The 20,632-nt window shown below is 73.2% G+C and carries 15 protein-coding genes; 11 read left to right on the top strand and 4 right to left on the bottom strand.

Features of this window, described 5'->3' with window-relative positions; genetic code table 11:
* Positions 1-88 precede the first annotated feature (88 nt).
* Positions 89-1,573 carry a hypothetical protein gene (locus ACIGQF_RS03460; protein WP_361567698.1) on the top strand — a complete coding sequence of 495 codons (1,485 nt, stop codon included), beginning with the start codon at positions 89-91 and terminating at the stop codon, positions 1,571-1,573.
* Between the two features lie 226 nt (positions 1,574-1,799).
* Here ACIGQF_RS03460 and ACIGQF_RS03455 read toward each other — a convergent pair whose 3' ends face one another.
* Positions 1,800-3,275: a PP2C family protein-serine/threonine phosphatase gene (locus ACIGQF_RS03455; RefSeq protein WP_399706338.1), complete on the bottom strand. Its 1,476-nt coding sequence runs from the start codon at positions 3,273-3,275 to the stop codon at positions 1,800-1,802.
* A gap of 342 nt (positions 3,276-3,617) precedes the next feature.
* Here ACIGQF_RS03455 and ACIGQF_RS03450 point away from each other — a divergent pair, with 342 nt between their 5' ends.
* The 7 genes from ACIGQF_RS03450 to ACIGQF_RS03420 all read left to right on the top strand — a co-directional run bounded on the left by ACIGQF_RS03450 (position 3,618) and on the right by ACIGQF_RS03420 (position 15,515).
* On the top strand, positions 3,618-5,042 hold the full coding sequence (locus ACIGQF_RS03450; protein WP_399704916.1) for a HEAT repeat domain-containing protein: 1,425 nt from the start codon (positions 3,618-3,620) through the stop codon (positions 5,040-5,042).
* Positions 5,043-5,585: 543 nt separating this feature from the next.
* Complete coding sequence (locus ACIGQF_RS03445) at positions 5,586-6,710, top strand: glycosyltransferase family 4 protein (RefSeq protein WP_399704914.1); 1,125 nt, start codon at positions 5,586-5,588, stop codon at positions 6,708-6,710.
* A gap of 35 nt (positions 6,711-6,745) precedes the next feature.
* On the top strand, positions 6,746-7,966 hold the full coding sequence (locus ACIGQF_RS03440) for a glycosyltransferase (RefSeq protein ID WP_399706336.1): 1,221 nt from the start codon (positions 6,746-6,748) through the stop codon (positions 7,964-7,966).
* Between the two features lie 534 nt (positions 7,967-8,500).
* Positions 8,501-12,103 carry a hydantoinase B/oxoprolinase family protein gene (locus tag ACIGQF_RS03435; protein ID WP_399704911.1) on the top strand — a complete coding sequence of 1,201 codons (3,603 nt, stop codon included), beginning with the start codon at positions 8,501-8,503 and terminating at the stop codon, positions 12,101-12,103.
* A 114-nt stretch (positions 12,104-12,217) separates the two neighbouring features.
* Positions 12,218-12,805, top strand: coding sequence for a cupin domain-containing protein (locus ACIGQF_RS03430; protein WP_399704908.1), 588 nt, complete (start codon positions 12,218-12,220; stop codon positions 12,803-12,805).
* A gap of 15 nt (positions 12,806-12,820) precedes the next feature.
* Positions 12,821-14,191 carry an NAD(P)/FAD-dependent oxidoreductase gene (locus ACIGQF_RS03425; RefSeq protein ID WP_399704905.1) on the top strand — a complete coding sequence of 457 codons (1,371 nt, stop codon included), beginning with the start codon at positions 12,821-12,823 and terminating at the stop codon, positions 14,189-14,191.
* Between the two features lies 1 nt (position 14,192).
* A complete protein-coding gene (locus ACIGQF_RS03420; protein ID WP_399704901.1) occupies positions 14,193-15,515 on the top strand; it encodes an MFS transporter in 1,323 nt (440 codons plus the stop codon).
* Between the two features lie 26 nt (positions 15,516-15,541).
* On the opposite strand, the gene ACIGQF_RS03415 is transcribed toward ACIGQF_RS03420, so the two are convergent.
* From ACIGQF_RS03415 to ACIGQF_RS03405, 3 genes are read right to left on the bottom strand one after another with little or no spacing between them, the layout of a single operon-like run.
* On the bottom strand, positions 15,542-16,429 hold the full coding sequence (locus ACIGQF_RS03415; RefSeq protein WP_399704898.1) for a biotin-dependent carboxyltransferase family protein: 888 nt from the start codon (positions 16,427-16,429) through the stop codon (positions 15,542-15,544).
* Positions 16,426-17,112, bottom strand: a complete 687-nt coding sequence (gene pxpB, locus ACIGQF_RS03410) for a 5-oxoprolinase subunit PxpB (protein WP_399704895.1) — start codon at positions 17,110-17,112, stop codon at positions 16,426-16,428. The genes ACIGQF_RS03415 and pxpB overlap by 4 nt, the downstream gene beginning before the upstream one ends.
* On the bottom strand, positions 17,109-17,873 hold the full coding sequence (locus ACIGQF_RS03405) for a LamB/YcsF family protein (RefSeq protein WP_399704892.1): 765 nt from the start codon (positions 17,871-17,873) through the stop codon (positions 17,109-17,111). Before ACIGQF_RS03405 ends, pxpB begins: the two co-directional genes overlap by 4 nt.
* Positions 17,874-18,130: 257 nt before the next feature.
* On the opposite strand from ACIGQF_RS03405, the gene ACIGQF_RS03400 reads away from it, so the two are divergent.
* The 3 genes from ACIGQF_RS03400 (at position 18,131) to ACIGQF_RS03390 (ending at position 20,628) form a co-directional block, all read left to right on the top strand.
* Positions 18,131-18,856, top strand: a complete 726-nt coding sequence (locus ACIGQF_RS03400; RefSeq protein WP_399704889.1) for a GntR family transcriptional regulator — start codon at positions 18,131-18,133, stop codon at positions 18,854-18,856.
* A gap of 99 nt (positions 18,857-18,955) precedes the next feature.
* A complete protein-coding gene (locus ACIGQF_RS03395; protein WP_361567667.1) occupies positions 18,956-19,663 on the top strand; it encodes a DUF969 domain-containing protein in 708 nt (235 codons plus the stop codon).
* Positions 19,660-20,628, top strand: a complete 969-nt coding sequence (locus ACIGQF_RS03390) for a DUF979 domain-containing protein (protein WP_399704886.1) — start codon at positions 19,660-19,662, stop codon at positions 20,626-20,628. The genes ACIGQF_RS03395 and ACIGQF_RS03390 overlap by 4 nt, the downstream gene beginning before the upstream one ends.
* Positions 20,629-20,632 lie beyond the last annotated feature (4 nt).

Raw genomic sequence — 20,632 nt, 5'->3', positions numbered from 1 at the left:
GGCGCACCCTGGCGAACCCTGGCGAATGCTCGCCCGGCACATGACGGCCGGTTACTGTCAACTCAGTCGAGGAACCTGGGGGCTTGACGTGAACAGGGAGCCGAACACCCGTCTCGCGGACCTTTTCCAGCTCGCCGGCTGGTCAAAGGGCGAGCTGGCGAGGTTGGTCAACCGGCAGGCGGCGGCCATGGGCCATCCGCAGCTGGCGACCGACACGTCCCGAGTACGGCGCTGGATCGACATGGGGGAGACCCCCCGCGATCCCGTGCCGAAAGTCCTGGCATCCCTGTTCACCGAGCGCCTCGGCCGTGTCGTAACCATCGAGGACCTCGGTTTTGCACGCTCCGGGCGAGCGGGGAAGCGGCAGGCCGCCGACGGCCTGCCGTGGCCGCCCGACCGTACAGCCGCGGTCCTCACGGAATTCACGGGAATGGACCTCATGCTCAACCGACGCGGCTTGGTGGGCGCGGGCGCGGCGCTCGCCGCGGGCTCCGCGCTCAGCAGCGCCATGCACGACTGGCTGCACGCCGACCCGGCACTGGCAGCCGACGCCCCCAGTACCGACAACCCCCTTTCCGTCCGCACCCTCGACCAGGCCGGCATGGACCGCTACGAAGCGGCACCCGTGGGCTCCCAGGAGATCGACGCCCTGGAGCGCTCCGTGGAGGTCTTCCGCCGCTGGGACGCGGCCCGCGGCGGCGGGCTGCAGCGCAAGGCGGTGGTGGGCCAGCTCAACGAGGTGGGCGGGATGCTTTCCTACCGCCACCCCGAACACCTCCAGCGGCGGCTGTGGGGCGTGGCGGCCAACCTGGCCGTACTGGCCGGCTGGATGTCCCACGACGTGGGCCTGGAGCCCACCGCCCAGAAGTACTTCGTCATCGCCGCGCACGCGGCGCGCGAGGGCGGCGACCGGCCGCGCGCGGGGGAGGCGCTCTCCCGTGCGGCGCGCCAGATGGTCCACCTCGGCCGTCCCGACGACGCCCTGGACCTGATGAAGCTCGCCCAGTCCGGCTCCGGCGAGGAGACCCTGCCGCGCACGCGTGCGATGCTGCACACGATCGAGGCGTGGGCGCAGGCGTCGAAGGGCCAGGGGCAGGCGATGCGGCGCACTCTCGGGGAGGCCGAGGAGCTGTTCGTCTCGGACAAGCGGGACGTGCCGCCGCCCAGTTGGATGCAGAGCTTCGACGAGGCCGATATGCACGGCATGCAGGCCCTGGCGTACCGCACGCTGGCCGACCACGACCCCAAGGCGGCCAAGATCGCCCAGGGGCACGCCCAGCAGGCGCTCGCGCTGCGCCGGGACGGCTACCAGCGCTCGCAGATCTTCGACTACCTGTCGCTGGCCTCCGCCCTGTTCATCGCCAATGATCCCGAACAGGCGGACCGGTACGCCCGGCTGGCGCTGGTGTCGATCGGCGAGAACTCCTCGCACCGCACCTGGGACCGGTTGCGCGAGATGTACCGCCTTACGGGGCAGTACGCCGACTACCCCAAGGTGCAGGCGCTGCGCGAGGAGATCGAACTGGCGCTGCCCAAGCAGAAGAAACCGAAGGAACGCAACGGGCGGGCCTGAGCGGCCGCCTGCCGTTCCCCGGCCGCAGCAGCTGGGGAACGGGTCCGGAACAGCGTGAAAGACGCCCCCAAGACCTCGGGGCGCCTTCCACTGTGCCGTTCTGCCGTCAACAGCCCACTGTTGTGCGCGTGTGCGCTGTGCGTGTGTGCCTGAGCAGCGGTGTACGTACTCAGGCGGGCGTACTCAGGCGCCTGTCAGCGGCTGTTCACCGGCACCCGGCGAGCGGTCAGTCGCAGATCCTGGCGATCAACACACACCCGTCGTCCTCCCGTTCGGCGTTGCCGAACTCCTCGACGGCGATACGGACGCTGTCCTGCGCGCTCCGTGCCTCGGCGAACCGCGGGGCCAGGGCGAGCAGCCGGTCCGCGCTTTCGTGTGCGCTGTCCGTGTCGTGCGTACTGCGCCGGGGCGCCAGGCCGTCGGTGTACAGCACGAGCAGGTCGCCGGGAACCAGCTGCTCGCTGCGCTGTGCGTACGTGGCGTGGGAGGTCGCGCCCAGGAGCACACCCTCGGGCGGCTGCAGCTGCCGTCCTCGCCCGTCCCGGAAGAGCAGCGGGGCGGGGTGTCCGGCCTGCGCCCAGTCCAGCCTGCGGGTGGCCGGGTCGAAGCGGCAGCACACCGCGCTGCCCAGGGCGGGCTGCGCCGAGGCGTCCAGGAGCTGGTTGAGGTAGCCCATCAGGGGGCCCGGCTCCTGACCCGAGACGGCCATGCCGCGCAGCGCACCGAGGAGCATCGCCATGCCGGAGGTGGCGGCGACGCCGTGCCCGGTGAGGTCGCCGGCGCTCAGCAGCATCCGCCCGTCGGGGAGCTGCAGCGCGTCGTACCAGTTGCCGCCGACGAGTGCGCTGGAACCGGAAGGGAGGTAATGGGCGGCCAGGTCGAGGGCGACGGGGCCGCCTTGCGGGAACCGCAGGGAGCCGCGCCACGGCGGCAGCACGGCTTCCTGCAGCTCGACCGCAAGCCGGTGCTCGGTCTGCGCGATGTGCCGTTGGCGCTGCAGCGAGTCACGGGTCTCGCGCACCGCCCGCTGGCTGCGGCGCAGCTCGCTGACGTCCCGCAGCACGGCCCACATGCAGGCAGTGCTGCCGTCGGCGTCGAGCACCGGCTCGCCCACCATGTGCACCGTGCGCACGCTCGTGTCGGAGCGCACGATGCGGAATTCGCCGTCGATCGGTTTGCCGTCCACCAGGCAGTCCGTGACCATCGCGGTCACCTGGGGCTGGTCGTCGGAGAAGATCAGGGAGGGCAGCTCGTCCAGCGTGAGCGGCCCGTCGGCCGGGTCCCGGCCGAAGATCCCGAACAGCTCCTCGGACCAGCTGACCCGGTCGGTGAGCAGATTCCACTCCGCGCTGCCCACCCGGCTCAGCAGTGAGCCGCGGGCCCGGGCCTCGGGGTCCGGGTCGGGCGGGGCGGCCGGCTGCGCCAGGGTGTCGTCCGTCTCGTCCGCGGGCCCGGCCGGCAGGCCCTCTCTCAGCTGGTCCAGATGTCCGCCGAGGTCCTCGAGGTGGTGGACCGCGAGGTCGCACAGCGCCCGCTGCCAGCGCAGCCGGGCGTCCTCGTCAGGCAGCCCGCCCGCCGCTGTCTCACGGCGTACGGCGTCCAGACCGCCGCGGAGCCGGCGGGCCTGCGAAATGAGTGCGTCGACCGCGCCGCGCTCGGGCGGCTGCGCGTGATGATGGTCCGCGAAGAGATGGGACGGCATGACGTACTCCGATATCAGGCGGCGCTCGGCCATGTCTCCGGCCTTGTCGGCCATGTCTGACGGAAGGGCCGGTAATGACTGTTGCACAGGCTGCGACCGCGCGTAAGGGATTTGGCATGACCCGATACGGTGGTGCACATGGCATATGCCTCCGGCTGCGCCTCCGCAATCCTCCCGGGCGCTGCGGAATCCGTCACTCCGGGCTAGGCTTCGGCCGCCGTACGGCAGTCGTTCCGCCGATCCACTCCGGTGAACGACGCATACGGCCCGCGGACACCGGCAAGAATGCCGGTCAGCGGAAATCCCGTTGCCAGCCAGTCCCCCGCACCGGATGCTGACCTCATGTTCGATCCAGACATAGCGCCCAGTGGCACCCTGCTCGGCCTCCTCCAGCGAGGCCGCGGCGACGGGACCCTGCATGCCTTGGCGGCGCCCCGGGCCGAGGCCCTGGCCGCCCTCGACGACAGCGTGCTGCGCGACCCCCGGCGCGACTGGCGGCTGGAGAACCGCTCGCTGTACTACGCACGCCTCTACATGCAGCTCGACGGCGGACTCGAAGAGATCGAACGGCACCTCTTCCACCCCGACGACCGCACCGACACCCGTGAGGAGCGCACCGGCCTCGCGCTCTCCGTGCTCGGCCACCTCGCCTCCTACGGGCGCGACGCCGCGCTGCTCCTCTTGCGCAGCTACGCCGCGGTCGGTGAAAACTGGCGCTGGGCCCTGGACGAGTTGGCCCTGCGCGACGACGACGAGGGCCTGCTCTCTCTTGCGCCCGCCGTACTGGCGCGCTTCCCGGAGACCCCCGAGGGCGAGGCCGAGCTGGCCGCCGCCGTACGGGACGCCTTCGAGCCCCGCCCGTGGCGGCTGTGGGCCGAGGACGACCGGTACGGCGCCCGGGTGCGGGCCGCGGGCGAGCAGGGCTGTTTTGACCGCTGGCAGCGCCAGCTCACGCCGAGCGGTCCGCGCCCCGGCTGGAGCGTCCGTGAGGTCCTCCAGTGGGCCGAGGACGGCCGGGCCGCCCGGCCCGCCGAGTGGCGGACCGGAGCCGCTGCCCGCTGCCTCGCCGCGGTGGCCGGCCCCGAGGACCGCCCCGAGCTGCTCGCCGCCGCCCGCAGCGGCCCGGACGCGGCCCGCGCCGCCGCCCTGCGCCACCTCGCCGAGCGCGGGGACGCCGAGGCGCTCGACCTGATCGAGGCCGCCGTCTCCGACCCGCTCGGGTGTGCGGAGCTCACCGAAGCAGCGACCGGCGCCTTTGTCCGCATGCGCGCCGTGGCAGCCGTGGAACGCGCCAGGGTCTGGGCCCGCCGCCCGGACCGGCTGGGCGCCGTGGCCGCCGGGCTGCTCGCCCGCCGCGGCGGCGTCCAGGACGCCGGTACGGTGCTCGCGGCGCTGCGCAGGACGGTGCAGGCCGAGGGCCCGGACGCGGACGGCCTGTGGGAGCTGGCCGACGGCGTCGGACGGCTCGGTGTGGAGTGCGCCGCCCCCGTACTGCGCCACATCTACCGCGAGACCTCCTCCTCCCATCTGCGCGGCCGGGCGGCCGCCGCGCTCGCGGCCACCGATCCCGGCTTCGCCGCCGGGTTCGCCGTCGAGTGCCTCTGGGACTGCGAGGAGACCACCCGGGAGCTCGCCGCGCGGACCGCCGCCACCGGCGACGCCCGCGTCGTCGAACAGCTCCGCCGGCTCGCCGCCGACCCGGCCGAGGAGACCGAGGTCCAGAGCGCCGTACGCGGACGCATCGGCCCGGACGCCGCCGAGGTCTGACCTGCGGGCCGCCGGGCCCGAGAAGTCCCTTCGTGCGACGCGTCGCCTGTGCGTCATGCCGCGGCCCGTCTCGTGTGCCCAGCTGCCGCCCGCTCTCGTGCGCGGCGCCGCTGACCCCCTTTGTGTGCGGTGTCGCTGCCGGCTTTCGTATGCCGCGGGCCGCGCCCCGTCGTATGGCGCGTTGCCGTACGTCCTACGACGGGCTGCGGTCCGTGGACCCGTGCGTGGCGACCGGCTCGCCGTACACGGGGCCGTCGACGCGTGTACGGGACAGGGCGTAGCGGAATCGGGCGGAGAACAGTCGCGCGGGAACTCCCGCCGCCGTCTGCTGAGACGTCGGGCTGAGCCGTCGTGCTGGGTGCGGCTCGCCCCTGGGCGTCGAGCGATGCGCCAGCCCCGGCACCCCGAGGCTCTCCCGTCACCCAAATCCCTCTTGTCACTCAAGCACCTCTTATCACCCGGGCGACCAACGCTCATGGGACGTTCCCCCGTTGGAAAGATCCCCTTGGCCCCTTCCACGCCCGGCCCGCCGACAACACCGGTATGCGTGTCGTCATCGTCACCGAATCCTTCCCGCCCGACGTCAACGGCGTCGCGCACTGCACCCTGGAGACCGCCCGGCACCTGGTGCGGCGGGGCCACGAGCCGCTGGTCGTGGCCCCCGCGACGGCGCAGGACCCGGCGGCGGGCCGGACCCCGCCGTGCCCGGTCGTGCGGGTGCCCTCGCTGCCGCTGCCCGGTTACCCGCAGGTCCGGGTCGCGCTGCCGGGCCGCAAGCTGGCCGCCGCGCTCGGCGCGCACCGGCCCGACCTCGTCCACCTCGCGAGCCCCTTCGTGCTCGGCGTGCGCGGCATGGCAGCGGCCGCCCGCCTCGGGGTGCCCGCCGTCGCCGTCTACCAGACCGACCTGGGCCGCTACGCCCGTACGTACCTGGGCACGGGCAGCGCGGCGGCCTGGCGGCGGCTGCGCGCGGTGCACAGCGCCGCGGACCGCACCCTGGCGCCGTCCACGGCCGCCGCCCGGGAACTGACCGAGCACGGCGTCCCACGGGTGCTCCTGTGGCCGCGCGGGGTGGACTCCGTGCGGTTCCACCCGGCCCGGCGCGACGAAGTGCTGCGCAGCTCGCTGGCCGCCGGGCGGGAGGTGCTGGTGGGGTACATCGGGCGGCTCGCCCCGGAGAAGGAGGTCGGTCTGCTGCGGGAGGCGGAGCGGCTGCCGGGCGTACGGACCATCGTGATCGGTGACGGGCCGAGCGCACCGGCGCTGCGCGGGGCGCTGCCCGGGACGCGCTTCCTGGGTCGCCGTACCGGGGACGAACTGGCACGGCTCTTCGCCAGCCTGGACGTCTTCGTGCACACCGGCCCGTACGAGACCTTCGGCCAGACCGTGCAGGAGGCCATGGCGAGCGGGGTGCCGGTGGTGGCGCCGGCGGCGGGCGGCCCGCTGGATCTCGTGCAGCACGGGCGCACCGGGCTGCTCGTCGCACCGGGGGACGCCGCCGCGTTTCGGGACGCGGTGCAGGTGCTCGCCGACAACCCGCGGCTGCGCGCCGCGTACGGGGCGGCGGGACGGGCGGCCGTCACGGACCGCACGTGGGAGGCGGTCGGCGACCGGCTACTGGCGCACTACGAGGACGTACTGGGACAACGGGAGGCGGTGCCGGCATGAGGCGCGACGGTACGGAGTACGACCGCACGGACCGCATGAAGCGGACCTGGAGGCAGCCGGACGCGGACGCCGCCCAGGACGGGGACCCGCGCCCCGAGGGGCTGCGCATCGTACGGCTCGCGAACTTCGTCACCCCGGCGTCCGGCGGGCTGCGCACGGCCCTGCGGGAGCTGGGCGAGGGATACCGGGCGGCCGGCCACGACCCGGTGCTCGTGGTCCCGGGACCGGCCGCGAGCGACGAACGCACCCCGCAGGGGCGGGTGATCACTCTCCCGGGCCCGGTGCTGCCCGGCACCGGCGGGTACCGGGTCCTCGCCGGACGCGCGCGCCTGGAGCGGCTGCTGCGCACCCTCGCCCCGGACCGCCTGGAGGTCTCCGACCGTACGACCCTGCGCTGGACCGGGGAGTGGGCCCGGCGAGCGCGGGTGCCCGCGGTGATGGTCTCGCACGAGAGCGTGGACGGGGTGCTGCACACGTGGGGTGTGCCCCGGTACGCCGCGCGGTCGGTCGCGGACCGGCTCAACCTCCGTACCGCGCACGCCTACACGCGGGTCGTCTGCACGACCGAATGGGCGGCGGCCGAGTTCACGAGGACGGGCGCGCGCAACGTGGTCACCGCCCCGCTCGGCGTCGACCTGGCCCGCGTCCACCCCGGCTGCCGCAGCGAGGAACTGCGCCGGCGGACCGGCGGCGGCGCGTCCGCCGTGCTCCTGCTGTGCTCCCGGCTGTCGGTGGAGAAGCGCCCGGGAAGGGCCCTGGACGCCCTCTCCAGGCTTCGCGCCGGCCGGGTGGACGCCGCGCTGGCCGTGGCCGGTGACGGCCCGCTGCGCGCCCGCCTGGAGTCCCGCGCCCGGGCCGAGCGGCTGCCGGTGGCGTTCCTCGGCCACGTCACCGACGCCTGCGCGCTCGCCGCCCTCCAGGCCAGCGCCGACGTCCTTCTCGCTCCGGGACCTGCTGAAACGTTCGGGCTCGCCGCTCTGGAGGCGCTGGCCTGCGGCACCCCGGTCGTCGCCAACGCCGGCTCCGCACTCGCAGGCCTCATCGGCCCCGCGGGCGACACCGCCCTCGACGACGGCGACAGCATCGCCGCCGCCGTCCGCCGCGTCCTGGCCCGCCCCGAGGAACCCCGCCGCGCCGCGGCCCGCCACCGCGCCGAACACTTCGGCTGGCACGCCGCGATCAACGCCTTCCTCACCGCCCACGACGCAGCCCCCCTCGCCCCGTCCCGCCCACCGGCCCTCAGGGGATCGGCCTGACGCCGACCCGGAGGAGCGCCACTTCGCGCTTCCCGGGGGCCTTGCCGTGCTTCCCGAACTTTCGTGCGGGCGCGGCGTCTCTGTCTCATGGGCACGGCCGCCCCTTTCGGCTCGCACGCTGCGGTCAGCCGCCCCCTCACAGCCTCCTTTCGCCCTGCCCGTCCGCCTCGGGGCGGCTCGACGCCTGCTCGGGGGTGCGTCAACCCGCGTCTCTCGGGGGCCTTGCCGTGTATCCGGAGCTCTCGTGCGGGCGCGGCGTCCGTGTCTCATGGGCAGGGCGCCGCCTTGTTCGGCTGGCACGATGCGGTGGCCGCCTTCCTCACCGCCCATGACGCGCCCCCTCGCCCCGCCCCGCCCGTTGGCTCTCAGGGGGCGGCGGCTCTGACGCCCACCCGGGGGCGCGTCGCTCGGCCTCTCCGGGGACTCCGCGGCTCCTCCGGAGCTCTCCCGCACGCGCGACGGCCGCCTTGCCTGGGCAACGCGCCGTCCCCTTCGGAGCGCCCCTCGACCTGGTTCCGTTGTCAGAATGGGTGCATGACGGGACGCTGGGAGTTCTGGATCGACCGGGGCGGGACCTTCACGGACGTGGTGGCGCGGCGGCCCGACGGGGGGCTGGTCACGCGGAAGCTGCTCTCGCACCATCCCGAGCGGTACGACGACGCGGCCGTCGCGGGGATCCGGGAGGTGCTGGGGCTCGCGCCCGGGGAGGCGGTGCCGGCGGAGCAGGTGGCCGTCGTGAAGATGGGCACCACCGTGGCCACCAACGCCCTTCTGGAGCGCAAGGGCGAGCCCACCGTGCTCGTCACCACCCGCGGCTTCAGGGACGCGCTCCGCATCGCCTACCAGAATCGGCCCCGGCTGTTCGACCGGCACATCGTGCTGCCCGAAGCGCTGTACGACCGGGTGATCGAGGTGCCGGAGCGCGTGGACGCGCACGGGGAGACGGTCACGCCCCTCGATGCCGGCGCGGCCCGGGAGGCGCTGACCGCCGCCTACGAAGCGGGACTTCGCAGCGCCGCGGTCGTACTGCTCCACGGGTACCGTCACCCGGCGCACGAGAAGGAGCTCGCCGGACTGGCCACGGAGGCGGGGTTCACCCAGGTCAGCTGCTCGCACGAGGTGAGCCCGCTGATGAAGCTCGTGCCGCGCGGCGACACCACCGTGGTGGACGCCTACCTGTCGCCCATCCTGCGGCGCTACGTGGAGGAGGTCGCCGCTCAACTCCCCGGTATCCGGATGATGTTCATGCAGTCCAATGGAGGGCTGCGGAAGGCCGAGCACTTCAGAGGGAAGGACGCGGTGCTCTCCGGGCCGGCCGGCGGCGTGGTGGGCATGGTCCGCTCCGCGGCCGAGGCCGGGCACGACAAGGTCATCGGGTTCGATATGGGCGGCACGTCCACCGATGTGTCGCACTACGCGGGCGAGTTCGAGCGGGTGCTGGGCAGCGAGGTCGCGGGCGTTCGGATGCGCGCGCCCATGATGAACATCCACACGGTCGCGGCCGGCGGCGGCTCCGTCCTGCACTTCGACGGGCGCCGCTACCGGGTGGGTCCCGACTCGGCGGGCGCCGTCCCGGGGCCCGCCTGTTACCGCCGCGGCGGCCCCCTCACGGTCACCGACGCGAACGTCATGCTCGGCCGCATCCAGCCCGCGCACTTCCCCGCGGTGTTCGGCCCGCACGGCGACCAGCCGCTGGACGCGGACGAGGTGCGCGAGCGCTTCGAAGGGCTCGCGCGGGAGGCCGAGAAGGCGGTGGGCGACCGGCGCGGCCCGGAGGAGGTCGCCGCGGGCTTCCTGGACATCGCCGTGCTCAACATGGCCAACGCGGTCAAGAAGATCTCCGTGCAGCGCGGCCACGACGTGACCCGGTACGCGCTCACCAGCTTCGGCGGCGCGGGCGGCCAGCACGCCTGCGCGGTCGCCGACGCGCTCGGCATCGGCACGGTCGTCGTGCCCCCGCTGGCGGGCGTGCTCTCCGCGTACGGCATCGGGGTCGCCGACGCCACGGCGATGCGGGAACAGGCCATCGAGGCCGAGCTGACGGCCGACGCCATGGAGGGCATCCGCGCGACCTGTGACGGACTCGCCGAGCGGACCCGCGACGAACTCCTCGCCGACGGCGTGCCCGAGGAGAGCATTACCACCCGGGCCCACGTCCTCCTCCGGTACGCGGGCACCGACGCCGGCATCCCCGTGCCGCTCGCCGGGGCGGACGACATGGCCGCCGAGTTCGCCCGCGTCCACCGCACCCGGTACGCGTTCACCATGGACAAGCCGCTGATCGCCGAGGCGGCCTCCGTGGAGGCCGTCGGCGCGGCCGGCGGCACCGCGCGCCACCGCGGCCTCGCGGCGGACCGAGAGGGCCCGCTGAGGCCGCTGGACACCGTCCGGATGTTCGTCGGCGGGCAGTGGCGGGAGACCCGCCTGTACCGGCGTACGGAGCTGCGCCCCGGGGACACCGTGCCCGGCCCCGCGATCGTCGTGGAGCACGACGCGACCACCGTGGTCGACCCGGGGTGGCAGGCGGCCGCGGGAGACCACGGCCATCTGCTGCTCTCCCGGGTCGAGGCGCGCCCGGAGCGCACGGCCGTCGGCACCGCCGCCGACCCGGTCATGCTGGAGGTCTTCAACAGCCTCTTCATGGCCATCGCCGAGCAGATGGGGGTGCGCCTCGAACACACCGCGCACTCCGTCAACATCAAGGAGCGGCTCGACTTCTCCTGCGCGCTGTTCGACGCCGACGGCAACCTGATCGCCAACGCTCCCCACATCCCGGTCCACCTCGGATCGATGGGGGAGTCCATCAAGGAGGTGCTGCGGCGGCGCGCGGACGACATGCGCCCGGGCGACGTGTACGCGATCAACGACCCGTACCACGGCGGCACGCACCTCCCCGACGTCACGGTCGTCACGCCCGTCTTCGACGAGCGGGGCGAGCAGCTGCTCTTCCTGGTGGCTTCCCGCGGCCACCACGCCGAGATCGGCGGCATCACGCCCGGCTCCATGCCCGCCTTCAGCCGCACGGTCGAGGAGGAGGGCGTGCTCTTCGACAACTGGCTCCTCGTGCGGGACGGCCGGCTGCGCGAGGAGGAGACGCGGCAGCTGCTCACCGAAGGGCCGTACCCCTCGCGCTCCCCGGACGCCAACATCGCCGACCTGCGGGCCCAGATCGCCGCGAACGAGAAGGGTATCCGGGAGCTGCACAGGATGATCGGGCAGTTCGGCCTCGACGTGGTGCGTGCCTACATGGGGCACGTGCAGGACAACGCCGAGGAATCGGTGCGCCGCATCATTGCGGGCCTCGCCGACGGCTCCTTCCGGTACGAGACCGACAGCGGGGCGGAGATCCGGGTCGCGCTTACCGTGGACCACGAAGAGCGCGGCGCGGTGCTCGACTTCGCCGGCACCTCGCCCCAGCAGCCCGGCAACGCCAACGCGCCCAGTTCGGTGGTGATGGCCGCGGTGCTGTACGTCTTCCGCACCCTGGTCGCCGACGACATCCCGCTCAACAGCGGCTGCCTGAAGCCCCTCCAGGTGCGCATCCCGGAGGGCTCGATGCTCGCGCCGGTCTTCCCGGCCGCCACCGTCGCGGGGAACGTGGAGACCTCCCAGGCGGTCACCGGCGCGCTCTACGGGGCGCTCGGCGTCCAGGCCGAGGGCGCCGGCACGATGAACAACGTCACCTTCGGGAACGACCGGGTGCAGTACTACGAGACGGTCGCCAGCGGCTCCGGCGCGGGCGACGGCTTCCACGGTGCCGATGCCGTGCAGACCCACATGACCAACTCCCGTCTCACCGACCCCGAAGTGCTGGAGTGGCGCTATCCGGTACGCGTCGAGGAGTTCTCCGTCCGGGACGGGAGCGGCGGCCACGGGCGGTGGCACGGGGGCTGTGGCGTCACCCGCCGCCTCCGCTTCCTGGAGCCGATGACGGTGGCCCTGCTGACCGGGCACCGCAAGGTGCCGCCGTACGGCATGGCGGGCGGCGCGCCGGGCGTCCCGGGCGAGAACCTCGTGGAGCGCGCGGACGGCCGCACGGAGCGGCTGGCGGGCTGCGACGTGGCCGAGATGGACACCGGAGACGTGCTGGTGGTCCGTACACCGGGCGGCGGTGGGTACGGGGAGCCGCCCGCGTAGCGGCCCGTGGCCCGCAGTCCGTAGCTTCACAGCCCGCGCCACGGCGGTAAAGACTTCTGAGGTGCTGTGCAAGAACTCTTGTCCTCGGGGCCAGAGTTCTTTAGGTTCCCCGCCATGGCTCATGAGCCCGACGGGCAGCAGGACGACGGTGCCGGGGACGTCCCTGTGGGCGACCGGCTGCGCGCACTGCGCCGTGCGCGGCGGCGGACACTGCGGGCGGTCGCCGACGTGGCCGGCATCAGCGAGGGGTACCTCAGCCAGGTCGAACGCGGCATGGCGAACCCGAGCATCGCCACGCTCCAGCAGATCGCCGGCGCGCTCGGCCTGAAGATGGGCGACCTGTTCGCCGCCGACTACACGACCGGCCCGCGGGTCCTGAAGGCGGCAGCGGCGCCGAGCCTCACCTTCGGGGTGCTGGGGCGCAAGTTCCGGCTCACTCCGGGGCCGCAGCACCATTTGGAGGCGTTCCTCGGCGAGTTCGCCCCCGGCGGGTCGACCGGCGACCGTCCCTACACCCACGGCGACTCCGAGGAGTTCCTCTACGTACTGGAGGGCGAGGTCGAACTGCACCTCGGGGACGAGCGGTTCTCCCTCGGGTCCGGCGACAGCATCCGGCACAGCAGCGCGGTCCCGCACAAGCTCGTGGAGACCGGCGGCGACGGCGCCAGGGTCCTGTGGGTGATCAGCCCGCCCAGCTACTGAGCGACGGAGGCGACGATGACGTGGAACGGCAACATCTCCTTCTGGTACCGCCAGACCGGCGTCCCCAGCCGACGTGACCCCCTCGACGGCCCGGTCGACGCCGACGTGTGCGTCGTCGGCGCCGGCTTCACCGGACTGTGGACCGCGTACTACCTCAAGAAGGCCGACCCGGGCCTCGACATCGTCGTACTGGAGCGGGAGTTCGCCGGCTTCGGTGCTTCGGGGCGCAACGCCGGCTGGCTCAGCGCGAAGATCGCCGGCTCGCCCGCCACGTACGCGAAGGAGCGGGGCCGCCAGTCCGTCCTGGAGCTGCAACGGGCCATGAACGCCACGGTGGACGAGGTCATCGCGGTGGCCGGGGCCGAGGGTATCGACGCCGACGTGGTCAAGAGCGGCTACCTGAGCGTGGCCCACCGGCCCGCCCAGCTGCCGCGGCTGGGCGCCGCGCACGAGAAGTCGCGGTACTGGGGCAACGAGGACGAGGTACTGCTCTCGGGACGCGAGGTGCGCGACCGGGTCGATGTGGCCGGCGCGCTGGGCGGCGTGCACAACCCGCACTGCGCCAGAGTCCACCCGGCCAAGCTGGTCCAGGGACTCGCCCGGGCGGTCGCGGCCCTCGGCGTGCGCATCTACGAGTCCACACCCGCCACCCGCATCGCCCCGGGGCGCGTGGAGACTCCCTTCGGGACGGTACGGACCCGAAGCGTCCTGCGGGCCACCGAGGGCTTCACCACGGACCTGCACGGAGAGCGCCGCACCTGGCTGCCGATGAACTCCTCCATGGTCGTCACGGAGCCGCCCTCCGCCGCCGCCTGGAAGGCCATCGGCTGGGACGGCCACGAACTGCTCAGCGACCTCACGCACGCCTACACGTATGCGCAGCGCACCGCCGACGGCCGGATCGCCATCGGCGGGCGCGGCGTCCCGTACCGCTTCGGGTCCCGCGTGGACCAGGACGGGCACACCAGCCCGAAGACGGTACGGGCACTGCGCGACACCCTGAACCGGCTGCTGCCCGCGACCGTCGGGGCGCGGATCGAGCACGCCTGGTCCGGGGTGCTCGCCGTACCGCGCGACTGGTGCGCTTCCGTCTCCTTCGACCGCGCCACGGGACTGGGCTGGGCGGGCGGCTACGTGGGACACGGCGTCGCGGCCACCAACCTGGCCGGCCGCACGCTGCGCGACCTCGTACTGGAGCGGGACACCGAACTGACGCACCTGCCGTGGACGGGCCACCGGACCCGGGCGTGGGAGCCGGAGCCGGCCCGCTGGCTAGGCGTGCACGGCATGTACGCCGCCTACCGGGCGGCGGACCGCAGCGAGGCGGCACGCCGCACCACCACGGCGCCGATCGCGAAGCTCGCCGACCGCATCTCGGGGCGCTGACATGGACGCCACCACGAAGGCCGCGGGCAGCGCCACGGCGCACGAAGGCGGCGACAGCCGGACCGCACGCCGTGCGGGGCTCGCCTCGTTCATCGGCACCACCATCGAGTGGTACGACTTCTACATCTACAGCACCGCGTCCGCGCTGGTACTGGGCAAGCTGTTCTTCCCGGCCTCCTCCTCGGGCACGGGCATGCTGGCCTCCTTCGGCACCCTCTGGCTGGGCTTCCTCGCCCGCCCCATCGGGGGCGTCGTCTTCGGGCACCTCGGGGACCGCATCGGCCGCAAGAAGACGCTCGTGACCACGCTCCTGATGATGGGCGTCGCCACGACCCTCATAGGGCTGCTGCCTACTTACAGCAGCGTCGGGCTGCTGGCCCCCGTCCTCCTCATCGTGCTGCGCATGCTGCAGGGCGTTGCGGTCGGAGGCGAATGGGGCGGGGCGGTGCTCATCGCCTCCGAACACGCGCCCCGCGGCCGTGGGATGTCCTTCGGGGCCTTCGCGCAGCAGGGCTCGCCCGCCGGGTCGATCCTGGCCACGCTGAGCTTCGCGCTGCTCTCGCAGCTGCCGGACGCGTCGTTCGACGCCTGGGGCTGGCGGCTGCCGTTCGTCTTCTCGGCCCTGCTGGTGATCGTCGGGCTGGTGATCCGGCTGCGGGTGGAGGAGTCGCCGGAGTTCACGCGGCTGCGTACGGAGCGGGCGGTGGCCCGGGTGCCGCTTGGCGAGGTCCTGCGGCACCATCCCGGCACCCTGGTGCTGGGCGTGCTGGCCAGCTCCATCGGTATCGCCGCGACCTACTTCATCACCACGTTCGTGCTCTCCTGGGCCACGAGCGACCTCTCCTTCGACCGCTCCACGATGCTGAACGTCCTGCTCTGCTACAGCGTCGTGCAATTCCTCGTGCAGCCACTGGGCGTGGTCCTGGCGGAGCGGTTCGGTGCGGCCCGCACGGTCGGCACGCTGCTGACGCTCAACTTCCTGCTGGTGCCGGCCATGTACGACCTGGTGGCCACGGAGGACGCGGTCGCCGCCGGGTTCGGCATCTCCCTGCTGGGCGTCACCGGCGCGATGAACTACGCGATCCTGGCGGGGCTGCTCGCCCAGGCGTTCCCCGCCCGCGTCCGCTACACCGGCATCTCGCTGTCGTACCAGCTGTGCTCGGCGCTGATCGGCGGCACGGCCCCGCTGGTCGGCGAGTGGCTGTTCACCGCCGGCGGCGGCTCCATCGTGCCCGTCGCGGTCTACCAGATGGCGCTGGTGGCCGTGTCGCTGGTCTGTTCCCTGGTGGTGCTCGCCCGCAGCGCGCGGACGGCTGTGGAGTAGCGGCGGGCGCGGCGCCCGAGTGTGGCTCAGACGCCGCGCTTCCGGGGGCTGCGGTGCGCGCGTACGAAGCGCACCGGCGTCCCCGGCGCGGCCTGGGCGGCGGCCGGCAGCGCGGCCTCCTGGACGACGCCGATGACCGGGTAGCCACCGGTCGTCGGGTGGTCGGCGAGGAAGAGCACCGGGAGGCCGTTCGGGGGCACCTGGACGGCGCCCAGCGCCATCCCCTCGCTGGGGAGTTCGCCGTCCCGGGCCCGCTCCAGCGACGGGCCCTCCGTCCGCAGGCCGATGCGGTTGCTCGCGGACGACACCCGCCAGACACCCGTCAGCAGGGTCCGCAGCCCGGCCGCCGTGAACCAGTCGTCGCGCGGCCCGAGGCGCACCGGCAGCACCAGCTCACGCACCGGACCGGCGTGCGGCACCGCGTCGGCGGCGGTGGCCGGCGCGCCCGGTGCGCCGAGCGGCAGTACGGCGCCGTCGGCGAGCGGGTCGGGGCCGAGCCCCGAGAGCAGGTCGGTGGCGCGGCTGCCCAGTACCGGTTCGGCGTCGACACCGCCCGCGAAGGCCACGTAGCTGCGCAGCCCGTGGCTGGCGGTGCCCACCTCCAGTACGGCGTCGGCCGGCACGTGCACGGGGGCGCCCCAGGCGGCGGGGCGGCCGTCGACGGTCACCGGGCAGGGGGCCCCGGTGACGGCCACGGTGACCGCGCACCGTATCCGTACCGCGCAGCCGGTGACGGTGGTCTCCAGGGTCGCCGCTTCGGGGGCGTTGCCGACGAGGCGGTTGGCCAGGCGGTGTGCGGCCGCGTCCAGCGCGCCGGAGCGCGGGACGCCCACGTGGGCATGGCCGGCGCGCCCGAGGTCCTGGACGGTGGTCAGCGCCCCCGCGCGTACGACGGCGAATGCGCGGTCGGTCACTGGGCCGCCTCCGGGTGCGGGTCGAACGGTTGGGGGACGAAGCGTACGAGGGTGCCCGGAGTGAACAGGGCCGCGGGCTCCCGGGAGGAGTCCCAGAGGACGGCGTCCGTAGTGCCCAGCAACTGCCAGCCCCCGGGGGAGGAGCGCGGGTACACCCCCGTGTACGGACCTGCGAGGGCCACGGAGCCGACGGGGAGGCGGGTCCTCGGAGTGGCGCGGCGCGGCACGTGGTAGCGCTCGGGCAGGCCGGTGAGGTAGCCGAAGCCGGGTGCGAATCCGCAGAAGGCGACGCGGAATTCGGTGCCGGAGTGGATCCGTACCACCTCGTCGGGGGTGACGCCCCACAGGTCGGCGACGTCGGCGAGGTCCGGGCCGTCGTAGCGGACGGGGACCTCGATGGCCCGCGCGCCGGAGCGGGCGGCCGGCGGGATCTCCCAGCCGGCCAGCTCGGCCGCGAACCGTTCCGGTGCGTCGAGCCCGTCGATCAGCACGGTACGGGCCGCCGGCACGATCTCGCGGGTGGCGGGGAGCCGCCCGGCCGCGGCACGGCGCAGCAACTCGGCGTGGAGCGCCTCGACGGCCTCGCCGCTGTCCAACTCCACGAGCAGGCCGTGGTCGCCCACGGGCAGGGTCCGCAGAGGCAGGACGCGGTCCGCGGCGGAGGCGGACGGGGCTGCGGTCATGCGAACGCCGCCACGCGGACACCGGCGGCTGTCAGCTCGTCGCGTACCCGCCGGGCGAGCGCCGCGGCGCCCGGGGTGTCACCGTGCAGGCACAGCGACTGCACGTCGACCTCCACGCGCTCGCCGTCGATGGCGGTGACGGCGTGGTCGCGGGCGAGGCCGAGGGAGCGCTTGACGACGGCGTCCGGGTCGTGGACGACCGCGCCGGGCTCACGGCGTGAGACCAGGGTGCCCTCGGCGGTGTAGGCGCGGTCGGCGAACGCCTCGGTGATGGTGGGCAGTCCGGCGGCGAGCGCCGCCGCGTGCAACTGTGAGCCGGGGAGCCCGAGGACGGGCAGCGGGCCGGCCGCGCGCCGGATGCCCGCCACGATGGCGGCGGCCTGATCGGCGTCGTGCACGGCACGGTTGTACAGCGCGCCGTGCGGCTTCACGTACGTGACCTGCGAGCCCGCGGCGCGCGCGAAGACCTCCAGGGCACCGATCTGGTAGGCGATCTCGTCGGCGAGTTCGTCCGCGGGCACGTCCATGGCGCGGCGGCCGAAGCCGGCGAGGTCGCGGTAGGAGACCTGGGCGCCGATGCGGACACCGCGCTCGGCGGCGGTCTCGCATACTCTGCGCATCGTCGAGGGGTCGCCCGCGTGGAAGCCGCACGCGATGTTGGCGCTGGTGACGACGGAGAGGAGACTGTCGTCGTCGGTGAGGTGCCACCGTCCGAACCCTTCGCCGAGGTCGGCGTTGAGGTCGATCACCGGGTCCGTCATGTGCGTCCGTTCCAACAGGCCGGCGGGGCCGGACGGGGGCAGGGCAAGGCAGAGCCGGCCGGCCCGTTTCCGTAGCGGCTGTCCTCCATGGGCGCTCGGGCCGACCGGGTACCGCATCAAGCTAGAGGATTGTTGAACGATAGGACAAGAGGGTTGTTGTCTAGTCCGTCGATCTGGGATTGACTGCGTGCCCTCGTGAGCGGCCGGACGGCCGCCGTAGGCGGTCGGACGACCGGGGGACGAAAGTGAGGCGCGACGTGGCGAAGGGCATCGATAGGGGGCTCGTGGAGCCGACCGGGCTGGCGGTGGACCGGGCGCTGCTGGGGCGGACGAGTACTGCCGAACGGGTTGCCGACATACTGCGCGACCGTATTGCGGAGGGTTTCTTCCCGCCCGGGGTGCGGCTGTCGGAGGACTCCATCGGCGGGGCGCTGGGGGTCTCGCGCAACACCCTCCGGGAATCTTTCCGGCTGCTCACGCACGAACGGCTGCTGGTGCACGAACTGAACCGCGGCGTCTTCGTGCGGGTGGTCGCGGTGGACGACCTGCTCGACATCTACCGGGTGCGCACCATGATCGAATGCGCCGTGATCCGCGGCCTGGGCGAGCCGCCGTACGAGCTGGACCAGGTCGAGGCGGCCGTGCTGGCGGGGGAGCGGGCCGCCCTGGAGCGGTCCTGGCAGGACCTGTCGACCGCCAACATCCGATTCCACCAGGCGCTGGTCGCGCTGGCCGGCAGCCCGCGCACGGACGAGCTGATGCGTGGCGTCCTCGCGGAGCTGCGGCTGGTGTTCCACGTGATGGACGACCCGCGCCGCTTCCATGAGCCGTACCTCACGCGGAACCGGCAGATCCTCGAAGCGCTGCAGGGCGGCGACACGGCGCAGGCCGAGCGGTTGCTCGCGTCCTACCTGGAGGACTCCCGGGCGCAGCTGGCGAGCGCGTACGCGCAGCAGGTGTCCGGACAAGTTTCCACGCGGTAACAGAACGTTCAACCTATTGTCGGATCGTAGAACGATCCTCTACCGTCCTGGCACATCCCCACGACATCCGTGGGGTTCTGCGTGCGAAAGGCGGTCCCGGTGATCGTTCTTCTGGGCGTTCTCGTGGTGATCATCGGCTTCGCCACGCGGCGCAATCCTCTGCTGGTGGTGGGGGTGGCGGGCATCGCCACCGGCTTCCTCGGCGGGCTGTCCCCGCAGAAGGTGCTCGCGGCCTTCGGGGACGGCTTCGCCTCCAGCCGGGCCGTGACGATCTTCGTCATCACGCTGCCCGTCATCGGCCTCCTGGAGCGCCACGGCCTCCAGGAGCAGGCGCGCAACCTCATCTCGCGCTTCTCGAAGCTGACCACCGGGCGCTTCCTGACGCTGTACCTCGTGCTCCGTCAGGGCTTCGCCGCGCTCGGCCTGCGGGACCTCTTCGGGCCCGCGCAGACCGTGCGTCCGCTCGCCGCACCGATGGCCGAGGGCGCCGCCGAGCGCCGCTACGGGGCGCTGCCGGACAAGACGCGGGAGAAGATTCGTTCCTTCACCGCCAGCGCCGACAACGTCGGGCTGTTCTTCGGTGAGGACGTCTTCCTCGCCGTCGGCTCGATCCTGCTGATCACCGGCTTCGCCAACTCCACGTACAACACCCACCTCGAACCCCTGCAGCTCGCCCTCTGGGCCATCCCGACCGGGCTGTGCGCCCTCGCCGTGCACGGCGGCCGGCTGCTCCGCATGGACCGCACGCTGGAACGCGAACTGCTCGGCGCCCGCGTGGAACTCGCCACCCAGGAGGCCGCGAAGTGATCAAGGCAGAGTGGTTCTACTGGCTCGTCGGCGCGCTCTTCATGGTGCTCGCCCTGCAGATGGCGGCCGACCGCACCAACCCGAAGCGCTTCGGCACCGCGACCTTCTGGGGCCTGCTCGGCGCGGGCTTCGTGTACAGCTCCTGGGTCGTCGACAAGTCGGCCCCCGCCGAGCCGCTCGGTGTCGCGGTCCTCGTGATGATCTGCCTCGCCGCCTTCGGGTTCACCGGGCGCGGCAAGGCCCGTACGACCACCACGGAGGAGCGGCGGGCGAGCGCCAGTAAGCACGGCAGCAAGCTGTTCCTTCCCGCGCTCACCATCCCGGCCGTCGCTCTGGTGTGCGCCGTCCTCGTCCCGAAGCTCTCCTTCGGGGGCGGGCCGCTCCTCCAGGAGGGCAGCGAGACCATCCTGGGCCTCGGGATCGGCGCCATCGTGGCGCTCGTCCTGGCGATGGTCATGCTCCGCGAGAAGAGCGTCGCCGCGCCGCTGCACGCCGGTCGTTCCATGCTGGAGTCCATGGGCTGGGCGATGCTGCTGCCGCAGCTGCTGGCCACCCTCGGCGCGATCTTCGCGGTCTCCGGCGTCGGCAAGCAGGTCGGCATCATCACCGAGGCGGTGCTGCCGCACGGTTCGGTGATCACCGCGGTCGTCGTCTACTGCGTCGGGATGTTCCTGTTCACGGTCATCATGGGCAACGGCTTCGCGGCCTTCCCGGTCATGACCGCCGCCGTCGGCTGGCCCGTCCTCATCGAGCAGGCGCACGGCAACGCGCCGGCGATCCTCGCGATCGGCATGCTGTGCGGCTTCTGCGGCACCCTGGTGACGCCGATGGCCGCCAACTTCAACATCGTGCCGGCGGCGCTGCTGGAGCTGAAGGACCAGTACGGTCCGATCAAGGCGCAGCTGCCCACCGCGGTCGTGCTGCTCGGCTGCAACATCGTCATCATGGCCGCCTTCGCCTTCTGACCCC

Origin of the sequence: Streptomyces sp. NPDC053560 (assembly GCF_044544605.1) — a bacterium.
Lineage (GTDB): Bacteria > Actinomycetota > Actinomycetes > Streptomycetales > Streptomycetaceae > Streptomyces.
Note: the sequence above shows the minus strand (reverse complement) of the source record. Positions and strands in the feature narration are given on the sequence as shown.

What these genes read in the sequence shown, in the direction of transcription:
- ACIGQF_RS03455 (WP_399706338.1), bottom strand. Translation starts at nt 3,275, where the DNA reads ATGCCGTCCCATCTCTTCGCGGACCATCATCACGCGCAGCCGCCCGAG.
- ACIGQF_RS03450 (WP_399704916.1), top strand. Translation starts at nt 3,618, where the DNA reads ATGTTCGATCCAGACATAGCGCCCAGTGGCACCCTGCTCGGCCTCCTC.
- ACIGQF_RS03445 (WP_399704914.1), top strand. Translation starts at nt 5,586, where the DNA reads ATGCGTGTCGTCATCGTCACCGAATCCTTCCCGCCCGACGTCAACGGC.
- ACIGQF_RS03440 (WP_399706336.1), top strand. Translation starts at nt 6,746, where the DNA reads ATGAAGCGGACCTGGAGGCAGCCGGACGCGGACGCCGCCCAGGACGGG.
- ACIGQF_RS03435 (WP_399704911.1), top strand. Translation starts at nt 8,501, where the DNA reads ATGACGGGACGCTGGGAGTTCTGGATCGACCGGGGCGGGACCTTCACG.
- ACIGQF_RS03430 (WP_399704908.1), top strand. Translation starts at nt 12,218, where the DNA reads ATGGCTCATGAGCCCGACGGGCAGCAGGACGACGGTGCCGGGGACGTC.
- ACIGQF_RS03425 (WP_399704905.1), top strand. Translation starts at nt 12,821, where the DNA reads ATGACGTGGAACGGCAACATCTCCTTCTGGTACCGCCAGACCGGCGTC.
- ACIGQF_RS03420 (WP_399704901.1), top strand. Translation starts at nt 14,193, where the DNA reads ATGGACGCCACCACGAAGGCCGCGGGCAGCGCCACGGCGCACGAAGGC.
- pxpB (WP_399704895.1), bottom strand. Translation starts at nt 17,112, where the DNA reads ATGACCGCAGCCCCGTCCGCCTCCGCCGCGGACCGCGTCCTGCCTCTG.
- ACIGQF_RS03405 (WP_399704892.1), bottom strand. Translation starts at nt 17,873, where the DNA reads ATGACGGACCCGGTGATCGACCTCAACGCCGACCTCGGCGAAGGGTTC.